This window comes from Paenibacillus sp. NRS-1782, from assembly GCF_050467685.1.
GTDB classification, from domain to species: Bacteria; Bacillota; Bacilli; order Paenibacillales; family Paenibacillaceae; genus Paenibacillus; species Paenibacillus terrae_A.
Genome location: NZ_JBITPH010000022.1, coordinates 1 through 17,600, shown reverse-complemented (window position 1 = coordinate 17,600; position 17,600 = coordinate 1). Strand labels below are relative to the sequence as shown.

The following is a 17,600-nucleotide window of genomic DNA, read 5'->3' as shown; positions in this document are numbered from 1 at the left end:
AATATGAATATAAAAAAATGGATTGCCGTCCCTCTTATTCTGCTAATGGTAGCTTTGACAGGTTGCCAGGCAGTAGGCGGATTTGATGTAAGTAAAAATCTTTTGGGCACACTTGATGTGAAATCCCAGCAGTCAATGGAGAAGATATCTCTTAAATTGACTCCAAAAGCAGGCATTACGCAAGGAGATCAGGAAATTGTTGATTTAATCAATTCTATTTCCGTAACAGTGGATGAGGCCAAGGTACAATCGGAGGAACTCGCTTCCGCCAAGGGTACATTGCACATCGACAAGTATAATTTGCCGTTTGAAATTGCTTTGGACCGCCAAGGTGTGGCTATTCAACTGGAAGGTGCCAAAAAACCTTATTACATATCTTTGAACTCGCAGGAGAGTTTGAGCGGTCTGCCTGCCGGATTTGATCCTTATGTATACTCCAAGGATGTAAGAGATCTGACGAAAACAGCCGCAGCACTTGTACTCAATCATGCTCCTAACCCTTCAACCATCTCTGCAACGTCTGTAACCGAGGAAGTTTATGGTGAGAAGGATAAAGTGAAGCTGACCCGCTTGCATGCGGAGCTTCGTGGCGATGAGTTGGTTACATTGGTAAAACCGTTCCTGACCAATCTGGCCAAGGACGAGGCAGGCTTGAAGGAACTGATCGGGCAAGCGATTGATTTTACTAAAAATATCGCTTCCAGCATGAATATTGATGGTGCTGATCAAGTCACAAGCGAACTGAACACGAACAAGGAAAAACTGGTCAATGAGGCTTACACCGAGGTTAAAAAGTATTTGGATCTGGCCGTTGCTCAATATGATGTAGGCGTAAGCACTTTATATGCACAGTCTCCTGAAATTAAAACGGTTCTGAGTTCCAATACGGTTCTGAAAACCGATATGTATTTTGATGAAAAAGGAAATGTTCGCAAATCAGTGGCAGACCTGACGGTTGCTTTGCCAGAAGTAGATAGTCTTCCAGTGAAGTCCTTCTCGATTGTTACGGAAACTCAATCCTGGAATGTGAATGGTAGTGTAACAGCCGCCAAGGTAGATATCTCCAATGGTGTGATTGACTTGAATAAACAAGGAGAATTAACACCGGGAGCGACACTTCGCAATTTTGATGCGAACTCTCCGATCTACAGTATTTTAAAAAATGATCTGGGAATTACAAAAGTAGAAACCACTTTCGATCCTAAAGACGATTACTATGTGCTGGTGAATCGTGGAGGTACCGCCTTCATCCCGCTGCGTGAATTGACGTACGAGCTGGGTTCCGAATTAAAATGGGATGCGGCTGCCAAGCAAATTACAGTTGTGGATGATATTACAGGTAAGACCCTGAAGCTGAAAAGCGGCTCCAAACAGGCTGGACTGGAAGGAAGCACATTAACGCTGCCACAAGCTCCATATACGGATGAGTATGGTACGCTGTATGTTCCTTTCAAATCGGTTGCCGATGCACTGGGTGCTACAGTAACCCGTAACAGTAATGGTGAGTATGTATTGAAACGCGACTAAAAAGAAATCCACATATCTGTGTCGAACTACACCGCTGGTGTATGGAATATGCAGGTATAGACACAGGAACCGGCCCGCTCAAGGGTCGGTTCCTTTTTGCATATCCTTACGAATCTAATCTATCGTAAAATAAGGAAGCATTCTCACAGAAACGATTTAAATAAGCGATTATAGATTAAAATAGTACCCTATTTTTGCACAGGGAAAATTGAGATAATTATATTGTTGTTGCACCAAATATATATTTGCGGCCAGGCGCCACGGTGGAAATGATCTACAATAGGGGGAATAACGATGAAAGATATGGAATTGTTGAATTCTAGTGAGGGACAAATTGTACTTGCTCGAATGTACGGTCAACAGCAGGTTGCAGAGCAAACGACGCGATATCAATCCCTTCTACAGGCGTACCGGGAGCACTTCGGCGTTGACGATATTGAATGGTTTAGTGCTCCGGGAAGATGCGAAATTGGGGGGAATCATACAGACCACAATCACGGGAAGGTGCTGGCAGGCAGTATTACACTTGATACCATCGCTGTAGCTGCTAAAGTGGAGGAGCCTGTAATTACGTTCTTTTCCGAAGGCTACAAAACGAAATACGTCATTGATTTAAATGACTTGTCACCACAACCGGAGGATGATGGTACGATGCTTCTGGTTCGCGGTATTGCGGCTGGCTTGCTCGAATTCGGCTATCGCATTGGAGGATTCCAGGCTTATATATCCAGCAATGTGTTCTCTGCTTCAGGATTAAGCTCTTCTGCTTCATTTGAAATGTTGATATGTACGATCATCAGTCATTTTTATAATGAGGGAGCGTTGGATGCTGTCGCCAAATCCAAAATCGGCCAGTACGCCGAAAATGTCTACTGGAACAAGCCGTCGGGACTGCTTGACCAAATGGCTTGCGCATATGGAGGATTGGTTGCCATTGATTTTGTAAACCCCAAGGAACCGATCATCAATCCAGTTCATTGGAATTTTCAAGAAAACGGATATTCCCTGGTTATCGTCAATACAGGCGGAGATCATGCTGATTTAACGGACGATTACGCGGCGGTGCCCAACGAAATGCGTGCAGTGGCTCAGTCCTTAGGTGCTTCTGTTTGCCGTGACTTATCGCCGGAGGATCTGTATGCCAACCTCAAAATGGTCAGGGAAAAAGCAGGAGATCGTGCAGTGCTGCGTGCGTTGCATTTTTTTGAAGAAAATAGACGTGTCGATGAACAGGTGAAATCGCTGGAGGAGGGACGCTTTTCTGATTTCTTGAGGCTCGTCACCGAATCCGGTAATTCTTCATGGAAATGGCTTCAAAACGTATATAGAAGCGGGGTTGACCGGGAACAGGACGTATCTGTCGCGCTTGCATTAACGGAAATGTATTTGCAATCCATAGATGACAGCGCATGCAGGGTACACGGAGGTGGCTTTGCTGGAGTCATCTTAACGATTCTTCCCAATGATAGTGTTGACGATTATAAGACGTGGATCAGCGGAATGCTGGGAACTCCCGTACTCGTTGTCAACGTCCGTGAGCAGGGTGCTGTTAATGTAAGTGATTTGATTTATGCGGCAACGAAGGATTGAACATGAAGCCAGAGTTGGACGGATCTCAGGAGTTATTGCGAATTGACTATACTAGACCGTTGAAGGCTTTAACCTCCGGGTTAAGGTCTTCGTTCTTTTTGGACGATGCAGTCCAGGCTTGCGGTATAATAGAGCATGGAAGTTCTAACGAAGGAGGGCCTATTCATGGCTATGTACCCATCCTGGTCCTATTCGCAATCGAGGGCCCAAACGTTCGATGAATGCTTACGCAAATACTATTACCATTATTACGGCTCGCATAACGGCTGGAGCGCTGCACAGGGCAGTGAAGAGCAGGTTACGTTGTATCGACTCAAGCAGCTGAGCAACTTATATATTTTATTTGGGAATATTACGCATCAAATGTGTGAATCGGTCATACGTGGTTGGGTGGAAAAAGGCGCTGTTCCACGTCCGGCATACCTGGAGACATCGATGAAGAACATGCTGAATGACAGCTACAAGGAATCGCTGCAACGTGAGCTATGGCTGCAAGACCCCAAAAATCGCATCATGCTCGCTGAAATTTATTATGATGACGAAGTGCTGCCGGAACGAATTGCCCGGATTAAGGAGCGACAGCATGCGGTGGTACACAATTTGTACCGGACTGCGGTTTGGCGTGAATTGCAGCAGGGTGAGGCCCGAATCGTCGAGGTGGAAAAGTGGGATACGATGCTGCTTCATGAGACGAAGGTCTATGTCAAAATGGATTTGCTCTACCGCAGAGGTAATGGAGACATGGTTATCGTAGATTGGAAGACAGGCAAGGAGGGCGACTTCTCCGACCAGTTATTTTTGTATGCTTCCTATGTGCAGGAGCATTACCAGCTTCCCTTGGAGAAGATTGAGGTGCGTGTGGAGTATCTAATGACAGGAGAACATGAGGTGTACCGTCCCACGCAGGAGGATATCGACAAGGTGGTTGCCAATGTCGGGCGATACATCGAGGAAATGAAGTCCTGTCTCGACGATGATTATTATAATCGGCCGAAACCCGAGTCTTTTTTCACGCCGATGCCATCCCGCAGAGCGTGCGGCGGCTGTAATTTTCGGGAGGTATGCAAGTACCGCGCGGTGTAAGGTGGTTTTTTTGGGAGTGGTAATAGGAGGGTATAGTAGTCTTTGAAAGATAATGAGAGCAATAATCTCTAATTTTATATATACCTTATTTTACCTCCTAGTACTATAATTTGTTTAGAGAGAACAGAGGAGGGTTCCATGACAGATATTGATCCGGCTGAAGCAAGCGAATTACAATTGGATGATTTTTATTTTGAAACAAAATTTTTAAATGTTTTAGATAAGGGATCAGATACTCATCATAGGTATATTAAAGATTCTTATGGAGTAGAGCGCATACTTTATAATGGGTACCCTCCGAGAACTAAACATGAAATATTTAGTGGCTTAAAATGTGTTGAAAATAGAGGATTAGTAATTGATGGATTGATTTATAACCTTCCATTTACTGTTTCAAAACGCGGTAGGCCAGCTGAAACAGCATTTACAGATCGCGATCCTGAAAGAAGGGCCATCTACTTAGTTTCTGATCACACAGCGACAAGGATAATGAAAGATTCTTCTTACCACTTAGATGGGATACATATGTTGCAATCAATGAAGAGTATCTCAAAAGAATTGGCTGAATGATGCCTGTTCTTTACCGCATATTATCACGTACCAACAGGATTTATTGAATCTTGAAGGATACTTGGAAGGAGTTGATATCATGATAAACTTGTTACTGTTTTATGTGGATTAGGTAACTTTTAATTTTACATAGTATTCTTGTTTTATTACTCATTTAAATGTGATGTACCATTACCAAATCATTTTGCAAATCTACAATTCTCTCAATTTTTGAAACCGCTTTCTAATTTGGAAAATATGAAGTATGATAAGGATATTATTGGAAAAGGTTAAGGAGGGATTGTGGAATATGACTAGCAGCACTAATACAGGACGCACACGTATTCTTTTTCAGGGGGATTCCATAACAGATGGAGGAAGAGGACGGAATGAGGACGCGAACCATTGGCTGGGCCAGAGCTATGTGTATCTGATCGCAGGTGCACTGGGGAGCCGATTGACTGCTACGCAGCCAGAATTTGTGAACCGGGGGATTTCGGGGGATCGGGTTTCGGATTTGTATGCACGCTGGAATGAGGACACGTTTAGCCTGAAGCCGGACCTGCTCAGTATTATGATCGGCGTGAACGATGCCTGGCGGATCGTGGAGCAGGAGCCGTCCGGGGTGACGGACCGATTTGAGCGAGCCTATCGCCACATTTTGGAGGAAACGTGTGAAGTACTGCCTGATACCGGACTGGTGCTGTGTGAGCCGTTTATTTTGAAAACAGGAGCTACCGAGGCACGCTGGGACATTTGGCAGGAAAAAATAACGGGCTATCAGCAGCTTGTGCGTCAGCTTGCGGACGAATTTGGGGCCGTATTTGTGCCGCTCCAAAGCGTGCTGAACGAGGCAGCTACCAAGGCGGACGCCTCCTATTGGCTGCATGACGGAGTTCATCCGACAGCGGTTGGGCACCAGTTGATAGCTGATCAATGGATAGATATCGTACAAAAGAGTCCGCTGGCGATTCGCTAACTTGGTCAACCATAGTCTACTCCTTGTCATTTTTGGGTAATACACGATTATGGACATCATGACTTATAGGATCTGTCCATCCAAAAATGAACGTCATAAGGGGGTGGTGAAATTACACCGACAGAATATCGCTACCTGAACAATGTGTTTGATTTTGACGACCCCTGCGGCGCTAACCCCGCTCATTACCAAAACAGACGATCATCGTTACATACTCAAATCGCAAGCGCTCATTCATGAAGTCAATCGTCGTTTGGAGACGGATATTGAGGCCAGAGACGTATATACGATTGGCGGCTGGATGCTTTCAGAGCATTTTGATATCCGACAGGGAGAGGGTATGACCATAGGCCCATGGGAGTTTACCGTACTGGAAAAAAACAGTCACCAAATAGACACAATTGAAGCAGTCAAAAAAACAGCTAGTGAACAGGAAAATGACAATAATTCCGAATGATGGAATGGTTGAATGCCTGAAAATCAATGGTTTAATAGGTGACGAATGGCCTGTAAAGCACACAGAAGTGCGGTTCATCCATTTTTTAATGCACGCTGATGTCTATTGCATGTTATTTTGGCAGTTAGGATGGAGGGCCTAAAGTCTCTCTATCTTTGTACTCATAAATAAGGTTGTCTGTGAAAAAAACCACTAGAATTGTAGCAATTATATGGTAAAATGGAATCAAATTTGAGTTTTTTGGGGTGGACTACAGTACATGAAAATGTCACTAGGTACGAAAATGGTTGCTGCATTTGTCTCAATATCTGTAATAACCTATGGAACAAGCGCCTTTTTTATTTTTGTACTCAAGGACTGGCTTGCTCAAGGTACACAGGAATGGCTGTATATCTCAATCATTCTGTTAATGGGCGTTCTGTGGAGTGGCATTTTGGGGTGGTTGATCTCCAAACTCCTCACACGTCCGATTGTTAGACTGGCAAAGGCGGCAGAGGAAGCCTCGGCAGGGAATCTGTCCGTAGTCATTCCTGAGCGCCGTTCAGATGACGAAATCAAGGTGCTCTATGATGCATTCCGGCGTATGATGCTGAACATCAAGGATATGTTTAACGAGATATCGTACAGCTCAAGAGCGACTTCGCAAAACGCGGAAAACCTTAGTTCGGCTATTGTACAGGCTACGACACAGATTGAATCCATGACTTCGGTGGTGGAGGATATTTTGGAAGGCGTAGAGCAGCAAAAGCAAGCCTCTTCCCAGTCCATTGAAACAGCGGATCGAATGCTGGGCGATTTTAAAATGATGCGTAGCAAATCGGGGCATATGCTGGAGCTGTCAGGCCACATGGAGCATTCAGTCGAATCAACGCAGACCGTATTTTCATCTCTTATGGATGGAATGGGGGAGCTGACAGCTTCACATGGTCGTTCGCAGCAAGTCATTGCACGACTGGAAAAGGAAGCTTCACAAATTGAAGCGATTACAAGCACCGTCAAGGATATCGCGGAACAAACTCATTTGCTGGCGCTGAACGCCTCCATTGAAGCCGCACGTGCGGGAGAGGAAGGTAACGGGTTTGCCGTAGTCGCTCACCAGATTCGCGCATTGGCTTCACAAAGCACGGAATCGGTGCAGCAAATCAATGCCATCGTTAGCCGAGTGCAGTCGCAAATTTTGGAAACGGTACAATTAATGCATCAGCAAACCTCGCTGGTCAGTGCTGAGGCGGAACGGACAAGCTCGGTGGATCAGACGTTGAGTCGTTTGAATTCGATTGTGCGTGAATTTGTCGAAGGTATTCGCTTAATGGAAGAAGCTGTGACGGAGCAGACGAATCGGGTAGATCAAACCTTCGAGCAGATCAATCGTATTCAGCAAATGTCAGGGGCCTTCTCGGAAGGTGCGCACAAGATTTATACAGCCGCTCATGAGGAAACGGCTATTATGCAGGAAATTTCGTCTTCTTCGGAGGACTTGAAAATGCTTACGAACAAGCTCATGATGAAAACTCGTGGAATGCAGCTGTAAAACGTAACGTGTCAGAAAAAGAAAATATAGCCGCTATACACCGGAAAACGAAGCAAAATGGTTCTCCGGTGTATAACGGTTATTTTCTAATTTCAAAAAACTCACATTGTTTTCTGGGATGGTAGGCCAGATCACTGACACTGGATTGCACGACTATAGTTTGATCGTCAAAACGGATAATGACTCCGCCCGAACCAATCAACTGGTCATCCTGAAATATACGGACACGAAGATGATGTTCCAACGCCTCGGTGAAGTCCTGATCCGTGATCAAACGGCGATTAATGGGCATGAGGGATCTCCTTTGAATATGATATCTTTTATCATAAAGGCTAAGGTGTCGAACAAGCAAGAAAGAGAAAAAGGATAGAAGGGGGCTTTTGATGGACAAGCCGTGGTCATGGTCCTGGTTCGATGCTGCTGCGCCGGAAGGATTCGAGGCTTTTACTTCCTCACATGTGCTGGCTGTACTGGGGCTTATTTTATGTGCTTTACTGCTTTGGCTGACTCGGGGCCTGATTCAGTCGCATAAGCTGTTAAGTGAGGGGATTCGCTGGCTTCTGGTGACCCTACTCATTCTGTCAGAGGTAACTCTGAATATATGGTATGTGACGCAGCACATTTGGGATGCTCAGACATCATTGCCGTTGGAACTGTGCAGTGTGACGCTGCTGCTGTCGATTCTGCTGCTGATTTTCCGCAGCCGCTGGCTGTATCCGATCGTACTTTTTGCCGGAATTGGAGGAGCGTTTCAAGCGGTACTCACGCCTAATTTGGCATATGCTTTTCCACACTATCGTTTTATTCATTTTTTTGTGGCTCATAGTGCCATTATATGGGCTGCCTTGTATATGACATGGATCGAAGGGCTGAAACCGACGTGGAAGGGCGTTGGGGGAGCTATGCTTTTCCTCAATGGCTTGGCGCTGATCGTTTGGCTCGTAGATAATGTACTCGGAGCAAACTATATGTTTCTTGCCGGAAAGCCGCCAACACCGTCGATATTGGATGTTTTGGGACCTTATCCGCTGTATATTTTGGCAGAAGAGGTCATTGCGCTCGTATTCTTTTCTCTAATGATGTTGCTGTTCGAGGTGTTGCCTGGAGGCAGGCTATATGCCCACTTTCGCAAAGGAGCTGGGCACAGAGCTGAACGTCTTGGGGAAGATCATAGCACAGAGAAAACACTACGCTGACAGTGAAACAGTATGTGCTGCATTTCCGTCTGTAAGTTTGCATTTCACGGAATTTGCGAAGTATGGTAACATAGGCGAACCAGCAGGAGCATATAGCGAAGAGACGGGTAACGGAGGTGGATTCAATTGAGCTATAACGGTAATGACGGGACACAACCAACAGAATCTATAGCCCTGACCGGAAAAATAAAGCCGTGGGCACTGAGCGGCCCCAGTATTCAAATAGATCCATTGTTTCCCTATTACGCCAACCGTTCGCGGGATAGTATAGCCGATGAAATCGCACTTGCAGGCTACCGGACCGTGCATTATTTTGTTGTGCGTGAAAATGAAGTGGATGGAGCGCTCGTTGCGGCCTTTCAACGCAGGGGAATCGCGGTATGGGCGATGGTGCTTGGCAATGGCTCCTTCGGTGTGTCACAGCTGCCGCCAGAGTGGAAAGAATGGCGTATGGAACTGCTGCGCGAGCCGAATGACGGGTTTCAGCGACTTTCGCATTTTGCACAGGAATACGTAGAGTGGAAAAAGAAAGCCGCTGCCCGGCTGGTCACCGACATTCCGTTCGACGGGTTCGAGGTGGCAGAGCCTTATTTTCCCGAATGGAACGGGCTGCGCAGTGGAGTGTACGGGGATATTGGCCCGCATGCCCGGCGGGCCTTCCGCGAGCGCAGCGGTGAGGACATTCCGGATTTCCGCGACAAGCATGCGCGGAATTACTACCGGAAGGTCCCGAAGCTGTACACGCAGTGGGTCGATCTGCGCGTGGACGCCGTGAACGCGCTGATCGGCGAGCTGGTGAACGGCGCAGGCGGCGTGCGTGATGTCCGGCCGGACATCTGCGTGGCGACGTGGTCGCTGGCCGTGAACGGGCGCGGCGATGTGCCCGGCCAGCTACGGGAATGGCAGGGTCTGGACGCGGTAGCGATGATCGGGTGCGTAGCCCCGGATATGCATGTGCTCCAGACCCATTGGCCGGACTGGATGCGTCGTCGCCTGCCGCCGCATTATATTGGCGGCTACGCCCGCATAGCGCAGGCGTTACGCGCCGCTGATCCGAATCTGCCCCTCGGGGTGCAGGCGGATATCGGTTCACTCGCGAGTATGGTTCGGGATCGCGAATGGACCCGGCAGTTCGGGGCTGCCGCCCTGGAGGGCGGTTATGACGTCTGGACCGCCTACGAATACCATCTGGGCGGCTATATGTACGATGAGCCGCCCATCCCGCTCCGTGCGGAAAGATCGACCGCAGATGATGAGGTGGTCGTTTCTTTCAGCAAGCGGATTGCCACGCCGTCTGTGAATGAGCTGCGTGTCTGGAGCCGGGAGAGTGCGGCTGGTGCCACGGGCGATCTGATTCGCACAGGCAGGAACGATTCACTGAGGCCATTAGCGCTTGTGGACACAGCGGCAGACGGTAACCGTCTGCTGCTGCGTATACGTAATTTGCCGCCGACGGCGTTCAGCTTGAGGCTTGAAGGAGTACAGGATACGCCAGAGCTATGGCTGCTTAAGGGAAGGAAGGCACATCACAATCTACCGGAGCATGAAGTGCAGGTTCCTTAAAATTTGGGTAATAACAAGGCACGACATCTATTCGAGAAATAAAATGTAGTGGAGTGAAAAGAGTATGTGGGATTTTGTGTATATACTCTTACTACATCTCAGAGGCAGCAGCCAAGTAAGCATTACTGTGGAACACGATAAACCTCTTTGTAGAACATGTAAAACGACCCCATGCATACGCACAGGGCCGATATCATCTTACTTCACTTTGACTGGAGCCGGATATTTCTTACCCAGCGTGTCCACGGTTACTTTTTTCATCGTAGCTGGTTTGATCGGTTTATCATTGCTGTCACGCTTGGAGTTCACGATGGCATCTACGACATCCAACCCAGACGTTACCTTGCCGAAAGCAGCGTATTGACCGTCAAGGTAATCCGCATCGGCAACCATGATGAAAAATTGCGATCCGGCTGAATCCAGATCTGCTGAGCGGGCCATGGATAGTACGCCGCGCGTGTGCTTGAGCGTATTGTTGACACCGTTGCTCTTGAACTCGCCTTTGATGCTGTAGCCGGGGCCGCCTGTACCGTTACCCTGAGGGTCACCGCCCTGAATCATGAAGCCGGGGATGACACGATGGAAGATCGTACCGTTGTAAGCTCCCTTTTGCACCAGGGAAATGAAATTGTTAACGGTGTTCGGTGCTACTTCCGGGTACAGCTCAAGTTTGATCTTTTTACCGTCGTTCATGACAATCGTGACGACAGGATGGGAAACAGGTTTACTTTTGTCTTTAGTCGCGGCAGGGGTTGTACTGCTTGTCCGGCTTGCGGCTTCTACATCTGTCGCTTTTGTGCCACATCCGGCTACCAGCACGAGCAGGGTAGCTAGCAGGCACAGCATATACCAGGGACGTATCTTTTTTCCAATCATTTGTATTCCTCCTGAAAGATTAGATGTGTAAAATCCTAAATTATAGTTTGGGGCAGCGCAGAGCACTTTTCCGTTTTCTATCATACCTTTTTTTGTTGGGATTAGGAAATACGGGTTTGAATACCGTATTCTTGACCCATACTGCTGCTATTCCCAAGGAAAGGGGCAGGATCATGGTGGAGGTAGACAAAAAGCTGGCTAAAGGTCTCATATGGGGGATGGCGTTCAGTCTGCCGGTTTGGGTAGGGGTGCTGTACTCGGTACAACACATTCGTGACTGGCTATAATATAATCAAGCTTGGAGATGAGCCAAAACCGGGATGGTTTTGGCTTATTTATATTTGTGCCAGTCCAAATTGCTGTTATTCAGCAGATGCTCAAAGTTGTTGTCCAGCTTCTTCTGTTCTGCTTTTCTTGCTTCGAGGGCACGCTGCCGTTCGTCTTCCTTGCGTTTATCCTGCTCTGCCTGGGCTTCATTGGCCTGAGCCTTGAGCTTATTCAGCACGTCCTGACTCAACAGATCCTTTAACGTTGCAGGTTTGTCCTGAGCCGCAGGAGCGGGGGAAGTCGAATTTCTTTTTTTAGCCATGTCATCAACTCCATTCCATTCGATTATATCAGCTTCTGCATGGTTGTTCCACGGCTGAAGGGTGAGGCTTGCTGAGCCTTTTTCAATAGCTTAGGTTGCAAAGCAAATCTATTGAAGGTATATGAAAACATTCCAGAAGATGGTATGATTACTTGCGGAAAACTATAATATCATTTGTTTGTCATAGTTTTCATCTAAAGTGGTCGATATCTTAAAAAGTTAACTTTAAAGGGGTGGTTTATTTTGTCCAATATAACCACGATACTCGCAGAGATGATGAAGTACATGAATGAAAATGGTTTGAACATTAGCGATTTAGCCAGAGAATCCAAAATGAATCCCGGCACAGTGAGTAGTATCGTCAATGGAAACCGTAAGTTTTCCGTCTACCAGTTGGATCGAATAACAGCAGTGATGGGACATCCCGCCGGCTATTATTACGAACGGTATATTGACGAATATTTAGCCGATTCCAACCCAAATTGGCGTAGAATGAGTCCTTTTTTGTATAATTGCGCAAAACTGAGCAAGCTGGACTGTATTCAGCAAGTTGTGGATATGCTATTGGATAAGTTGGGATATTCCGATCCCTTATTTGAGCTTGCCGAGCAGTTTTTCAAGGAAGGTATGAATGAAGCGGCAGCTATACTTTATGAGAATGTGGCTCTAACTGAGAAAAAGCAGTATTCCGAACGTTTGGCTATTTGTCAGTACCGTTTATTCGTAACGAGGCAAGGGGATGACTCAGAGAAAAATTATGAGGCTGCTGTCCAGTTTGAGACTTACGTCGATCGTCTTGATGAAATTGATCAGTTAGATGCTTTAAAAGATTTGGTGAATACATATCGCTCATTGCGTAAGTGGGACAAAGTAAACAAATTTGCTAAAATTTTGGGGAATTTAGCTGAAATCCAATATAAGCTGGAGCTACAGCAGCAAAAAACACAGAAAGAAAATACAAAAAAGCCGAGCGCTCCTCCGTTTGCTTACTGGGCATTTTCACATTTACTTCGTGCAGAAGTTTGTAACGAAAAAAAAGATTATGAACAGGCACTACAACATACTTACACTTACGCCGATTTAAGCTGGGTGAATGAAACGGATGAAGACACTTTGAAGTGGAAGGGACGGTATAAAGAGTGGGCTGAAGCTAATACTTATGTGAATAAGCTTTTGTCAGGGGAAGCAAGCGTACTTCCCGATTATATAGATTACTTTTCTTCAAGGGAAGATGAGGTTCTCACCGCGTTAGATAACGTCATTAGTGCGGCTAACCAATACAATATAAATGTAGATGATATACTTCAGCGATTTGAAACGGAAATTCTATCTCTTTTAAAAGAACAAAAAAATGTAGGCGTGTACAATTTGCGAATTATTGAAGAACGCTATACTCATTTTTTAAAAGAATTGGCTGTCTACCATTTGCGCAGAGAAATGTTTTCAGAAGGTTTTAGATTTTTGTTAAGCTGTTTGGAAAAATCTACTGCAATTAATAATAAAACATATATAATTAAATGTATGAAACTGTTTGAGTCTTATAGAGAAAATGCAGTTGCTGAGACAATCGCAGTTTATCGAAATTTGACTACCGAGGTGAATGAAGATGAAGAATAAAATAGTAACATCCCTATTAGCTACTGCCCTTGTGATATTTACAGTACTAATCCCCCCTTTGCAATATCAAGGAAATGGATCTACTTACCAACCGACCGGAACCCATGGTGGGATGTAATTAATCTTGGTATTGAAAAATGCTCCATTCCAAGACCTTCTCTTACAGTAGGTCTTTTAATGCTTTACCTCGTTCTTTTTGCTGTTTGTTTTCTCCTGAATCTATGAAAATTATATATAACGATACCAAAAGTTGGTATCATTATTTCTAGAAAAGCTATTCTATCATTTGATTGTAATGGCTCACATTTATATTAACGGAATCCTAAAAAGTTAACTTTAAAGGGGGGGGGTTGTCCAATACAACCACGATACTTGCAGAGATAATCAAACACATGAAGGAAAATAGTTTAAATATTTCCGAGCTGGCTAGAATATCAGGAATGAATCTAGGTACTGTGAGCAGTTTGGTTAATGGAAACCGTACGTTTTCGGTTTACCAATTGGATCGAATTACAGAAGCGATGGGGCACCCCGTTGGTTATTTTTACGAAAGGTACATTGAGGAGTATTTAACCGATTCCACCCCTAATTGGCGCAGAATGAGTCCCTTTTTATATAATTGTGCTAAATTGAACAAGCTGGACTTCATTCGGCAGGTTGTGGATATGTTATTGGATAAGCTAGGATATTCTGAGTCTCTATTTGAACTTGCCGAGAAATTATTTAATGAAGGCATGAATGAGGCGGCAGCCATACTTTACGAAAATGTGGCCATCAGTGAGAGAAAGCAGCATTCGGAACGCTTGGCCTTGTGCCAATATCGTTTGTTCGTGACAAGGCAGGGGGATGATCAAGAGAGAAATTATGAGGCTGCTGTTCAGTTTGAGGCTTATATTGATCGCCTTGATGAAGTTGACCAGTTAGAGGCGTTAAAAGATTTATTGAATACATATCGCTCATTACGACAATGGGATAAAATAAACTTTTTCGCTGAGATATTGGAGAATAAGGCTGAAATTCAAAATAAGTTGAAACGGCGCCAGAGGCAAAATGAAAAGAAAAAAAACCCAAAGAAGCCGAGTGCCCCTCCGTTTGCTTACTGGGCATTTTCATATTTACTTCGTTCAGAAGTTTGTGATGCAAAAAAAGACTATGAGCAAGCGCGCAAGTATAATCGTGTTTACGGCGATTTAAGCTGGGTGAAGGAAACGGATGAAACGACTATCTTGTGGAAAAATCGGTTTGAAGAGTGGGCTAAGGCCAATACCTATGTAAATAGGCTTATGTCAGGCGATGGAAGTGTACTCCCCGATTATGTAACTTATTTTTCTTCAAAGAAAGAAGAAATTCTTCCCGCATTAGATAATATCATTGAGGCGGCTAATCGTTATCATTTGAATGTGGATGAAATACTCAAGCGGTTTGAGGTGGAGATTGCCTCTCTTTTGGAACAACAAGAACAAGTAGGCGTATACAATCAACAATTCATTGCAGAGCGTTTTACTCATTTTACAACAGAATTGGCGATCTACTATTTGCGTAGGGGGACGTTTTCAGATGGTTTTAAATTTTTGCTAAGCTGTTTGGAAAAGTCTAATCCAATTCACAATAGAGCATATTTAATCCGGAAATTTTTTGACCCTTATAGTAATTAGCTTTAGCCTTGCAGACCCGCTTTCGTAGCAGGTCTTTTTTTGTTGGATTATAGATAATTATCCCAAACCTTTACTTTTGTAAACTTATTCATAACCCTCTAAACTAAGGATACGACAAGGAGGGTTATATCATGGTAAGGGACGACATTTTGAGTCAACGGTTGGAGAAAGCTCGACAAAAGCTGTATGCTTTGCAAGCGAAACATGGTTTCAGTCACGCCAGTGTGCTTAGGCAATCTATGATTCTGGATAAGCTCATTAATCAATATAACCGCCTTTTTTATGTAAAAGTGAAAAAGCCGACTGCATGAACGCAACCGACCTGGGCGAGAAACTTTTGGTGAGGTCACTCGCCCCTTTATTGTAGCACAGGATACATAATCATACTTCTCCGTTCTATTTACTGCTTGGTTGATGTACACTGAGTAGGACACCTAGGATAACGACCAAACCGCCAATAATTTGTCGCCACGAAATGGTTTCCTGCAACAATAGAACCGAAAATAAGACCCCGAATATCGGTACCAAATTCATTAAAGAAACGGAGCTGCTCGGTGACAGCTTGATTAATCCGTAATTGTAAAGCAAAAATGCGATAACGGAACAGAATACGCCCAGATATACTAATAACATAAACGATCCCGTTGTCGGAGCTTGCCAGCTATCTTTTTCAATAAGTGCCAGAGGTATAAAGAAGATACTGCCTGCTACGGTTTGATAAAAAGATAAAGTCACGGGCGGGTATTTGTCCACAACCTTGCGCGTCATGAAAGTATAAAATGCCCACGCAAAACCAGTTCCAATCAATATTAAATTTCCGATCAGTTCATTCTTTCCATCCGAATTTCCGCCTACCGAGGTCAAAAAATATACCCCGATCATAGCCAGTGCAATCCCGAAGATTTTATATTTGGAGAGCTTCACTTTATATATCATGAGTTCAAGCAACGATGTGATCGCGGGATAGGAGGCGACAATCAATGCTGCGTTAGAAGCTGTAGTCAGGCTTACTCCTATATTCTCCATCGAAAAATAAAGAGTGATTCCCAAAACACCGCTAAATGCAATCATAGCTAAGTCCTTTGGCTTAATTTTGACAAATTCCTTTCTTATAAGCAAAACAATACCCAACACAACAGAGGCTATCATAAATCTGGATAGTCCCAATGTAAGAGGGGGGAACGTGGTATACGCCGCTTTTGTGGCAATAAACGATGTGCTCCAAATCAACAGAGCCAGAATCGTAGCGCTGTAGTAGATGCGATTGCTGTTGCTGTTGATAGCTATGACTTTGTTCAAGTGAAATCCTCCCTGACATGATCTCATATCAAATGAAATATGAGTAGTTACTTGAGTAGCTACTTTAGTAACTACTAATAAAAAGATAGTGTGTATATCGGTTTTTGTCAAGGGGAAGTGATATAGTAAGGTTGAACATGAATTTGAGGAGAATGCGTCATGAAACCAAATGTGTTAGAAATTCTGCGGGATCTGAATTTTACGGAATATGAAGCTAAAGCTTATGTAACCTTGTTGGAAAGCTCTCCACTTTCGGGATACGCTGTGTCATTGAATTCCGGCGTGCCAAGATCCAAAATTTATGAGGTATTATCAGGGATGGTTAACCGTGGGGACATTATGGTCAGTCAGGATAATACACCGTTATATGTGCCACTTCCGCCCCATGAATTGATTGCTCAGAGAAAACGCAAGGCAGAGCAGATTTTTAATGTAGCGCAAGAGACATTGGAGCAGTATACAGCATCGTCCCAAAACAGAGAGAATATTTGGAATATATCGGGTTATGAAGCCATTATAAGTCGCATACAAGAAGGGATTAAGGGAGCCAAGCACCGAATCTTAATGGAAATTTGGAAAGAGGATGCCGAGGTGTTCAGAGCTGCTTTAGAGCAAGTCGCCCGGGAAGGCATTGAGATTTTCATTGTAGCGTACGGAGATCTTAACTTTGAATTTGCCACCATTTACCACCATGATATGAGTAAAGAGATTACGTCCGAAATTGGTGGACGGTGGATTGTACTCAGCGTAGATGACCGTGAGGTTGTAGCGGGTATACTTTCACTCGGGGATGATAGCCGTGCTGCATGGACGATGCATCCGGGGCTTGTGATGCCGATTACGGAAGTGATTATTCATGATGTTTATATTATGGAAATCATGTATGAGTTTCGTGAGGAGTTGGAAGCCAAATTCGGCCCTAATCTTATCCATCTTCGCAATAAATTCGCGATGGGTCCGAATGGCAAAGGATATTATGTCCCTTTACCTGAAAAGAAGGATTAGACGAGTATGCGCTGGTCCAAAATGCATAAATTAAGGCCCATGGAGTGTGAATTCCATGGGCCTTTTTCATGTGCGCCCGGCATG

18 protein-coding genes are annotated in these 17,600 nt (G+C 44.8%); 14 read left to right on the top strand and 4 right to left on the bottom strand.

All coding sequences use genetic code 11. The features are described from left to right. The first annotated feature begins 3 nt into the window (after positions 1-3). The 7 genes from ACIFQM_RS09725 (at position 4) to ACIFQM_RS09695 (ending at position 7,716) form a co-directional block, all read left to right on the top strand. Complete coding sequence (locus ACIFQM_RS09725) at positions 4-1,527, top strand: copper amine oxidase N-terminal domain-containing protein (protein WP_430042453.1); 1,524 nt, start codon at positions 4-6, stop codon at positions 1,525-1,527. A gap of 294 nt (positions 1,528-1,821) precedes the next feature. Next, positions 1,822-3,117, top strand: coding sequence for a galactokinase (locus ACIFQM_RS09720; protein WP_430042455.1), 1,296 nt, complete (start codon positions 1,822-1,824; stop codon positions 3,115-3,117). 165 nt (positions 3,118-3,282) lie between these two features. Then, entirely contained in the window at positions 3,283-4,200 is a 918-nt protein-coding gene (locus ACIFQM_RS09715; RefSeq protein WP_430042457.1) for a PD-(D/E)XK nuclease family protein, read from the top strand. 138 nt (positions 4,201-4,338) lie between these two features. Continuing rightward, positions 4,339-4,770 carry a hypothetical protein gene (locus tag ACIFQM_RS09710; RefSeq protein ID WP_430065387.1) on the top strand — a complete coding sequence of 144 codons (432 nt, stop codon included), beginning with the start codon at positions 4,339-4,341 and terminating at the stop codon, positions 4,768-4,770. Between the two features lie 244 nt (positions 4,771-5,014). Beyond that, entirely contained in the window at positions 5,015-5,728 is a 714-nt protein-coding gene (locus tag ACIFQM_RS09705; RefSeq protein WP_430042462.1) for an SGNH/GDSL hydrolase family protein, read from the top strand. A gap of 154 nt (positions 5,729-5,882) precedes the next feature. Beyond that, positions 5,883-6,185, top strand: a complete 303-nt coding sequence (locus ACIFQM_RS09700; RefSeq protein WP_430046845.1) for a transporter associated domain-containing protein — start codon at positions 5,883-5,885, stop codon at positions 6,183-6,185. A gap of 259 nt (positions 6,186-6,444) precedes the next feature. Then, entirely contained in the window at positions 6,445-7,716 is a 1,272-nt protein-coding gene (locus tag ACIFQM_RS09695) for a methyl-accepting chemotaxis protein (RefSeq protein WP_430042466.1), read from the top strand. Positions 7,717-7,795: 79 nt separating this feature from the next. Here ACIFQM_RS09695 and ACIFQM_RS09690 read toward each other — a convergent pair whose 3' ends face one another. Further along, positions 7,796-8,008: a hypothetical protein gene (locus ACIFQM_RS09690; RefSeq protein ID WP_430042467.1), complete on the bottom strand. Its 213-nt coding sequence runs from the start codon at positions 8,006-8,008 to the stop codon at positions 7,796-7,798. A 91-nt stretch (positions 8,009-8,099) separates the two neighbouring features. On the opposite strand from ACIFQM_RS09690, the gene ACIFQM_RS09685 reads away from it, so the two are divergent. Together ACIFQM_RS09685 and ACIFQM_RS09680 are read left to right on the top strand one after the other, a co-directional pair. Further along, entirely contained in the window at positions 8,100-8,912 is an 813-nt protein-coding gene (locus tag ACIFQM_RS09685) for a TIGR02206 family membrane protein (RefSeq protein WP_430042469.1), read from the top strand. Positions 8,913-9,038: 126 nt separating this feature from the next. Further along, entirely contained in the window at positions 9,039-10,475 is a 1,437-nt protein-coding gene (locus ACIFQM_RS09680) for an N-acyl-D-glucosamine 2-epimerase (protein ID WP_430065385.1), read from the top strand. Positions 10,476-10,673: 198 nt separating this feature from the next. Here ACIFQM_RS09680 and ACIFQM_RS09675 read toward each other — a convergent pair whose 3' ends face one another. Continuing rightward, on the bottom strand, positions 10,674-11,351 hold the full coding sequence (locus ACIFQM_RS09675; protein WP_430042473.1) for a peptidylprolyl isomerase: 678 nt from the start codon (positions 11,349-11,351) through the stop codon (positions 10,674-10,676). A gap of 116 nt (positions 11,352-11,467) precedes the next feature. On the opposite strand from ACIFQM_RS09675, the gene ACIFQM_RS09670 reads away from it, so the two are divergent. Then, entirely contained in the window at positions 11,468-11,638 is a 171-nt protein-coding gene (locus ACIFQM_RS09670) for a hypothetical protein (RefSeq protein ID WP_200893490.1), read from the top strand. A gap of 44 nt (positions 11,639-11,682) precedes the next feature. On the opposite strand, the gene ACIFQM_RS09665 is transcribed toward ACIFQM_RS09670, so the two are convergent. Next, positions 11,683-11,940, bottom strand: coding sequence for a YqkE family protein (locus ACIFQM_RS09665; protein WP_430042476.1), 258 nt, complete (start codon positions 11,938-11,940; stop codon positions 11,683-11,685). Between the two features lie 243 nt (positions 11,941-12,183). Here ACIFQM_RS09665 and ACIFQM_RS09660 point away from each other — a divergent pair, with 243 nt between their 5' ends. From ACIFQM_RS09660 to ACIFQM_RS09650, 3 genes are all read left to right on the top strand, one after another. Beyond that, on the top strand, positions 12,184-13,557 hold the full coding sequence (locus ACIFQM_RS09660) for a helix-turn-helix domain-containing protein (protein ID WP_430042478.1): 1,374 nt from the start codon (positions 12,184-12,186) through the stop codon (positions 13,555-13,557). Between the two features lie 350 nt (positions 13,558-13,907). Continuing rightward, positions 13,908-15,212 (top strand): helix-turn-helix domain-containing protein, encoded by a 1,305-nt coding sequence (locus tag ACIFQM_RS09655; RefSeq protein ID WP_430042481.1) that lies wholly within the window; start codon positions 13,908-13,910, stop codon positions 15,210-15,212. Positions 15,213-15,343: 131 nt separating this feature from the next. After that, positions 15,344-15,523 (top strand): aspartyl-phosphate phosphatase Spo0E family protein, encoded by a 180-nt coding sequence (locus tag ACIFQM_RS09650; protein WP_430042483.1) that lies wholly within the window; start codon positions 15,344-15,346, stop codon positions 15,521-15,523. 85 nt (positions 15,524-15,608) lie between these two features. On the opposite strand, the gene ACIFQM_RS09645 is transcribed toward ACIFQM_RS09650, so the two are convergent. Beyond that, complete coding sequence (locus ACIFQM_RS09645) at positions 15,609-16,511, bottom strand: DMT family transporter (protein ID WP_430042484.1); 903 nt, start codon at positions 16,509-16,511, stop codon at positions 15,609-15,611. A 159-nt stretch (positions 16,512-16,670) separates the two neighbouring features. Here ACIFQM_RS09645 and ACIFQM_RS09640 point away from each other — a divergent pair, with 159 nt between their 5' ends. Continuing rightward, on the top strand, positions 16,671-17,516 hold the full coding sequence (locus ACIFQM_RS09640; RefSeq protein ID WP_430042485.1) for a TrmB family transcriptional regulator: 846 nt from the start codon (positions 16,671-16,673) through the stop codon (positions 17,514-17,516). Positions 17,517-17,600: the final 84 nt, after the last annotated feature.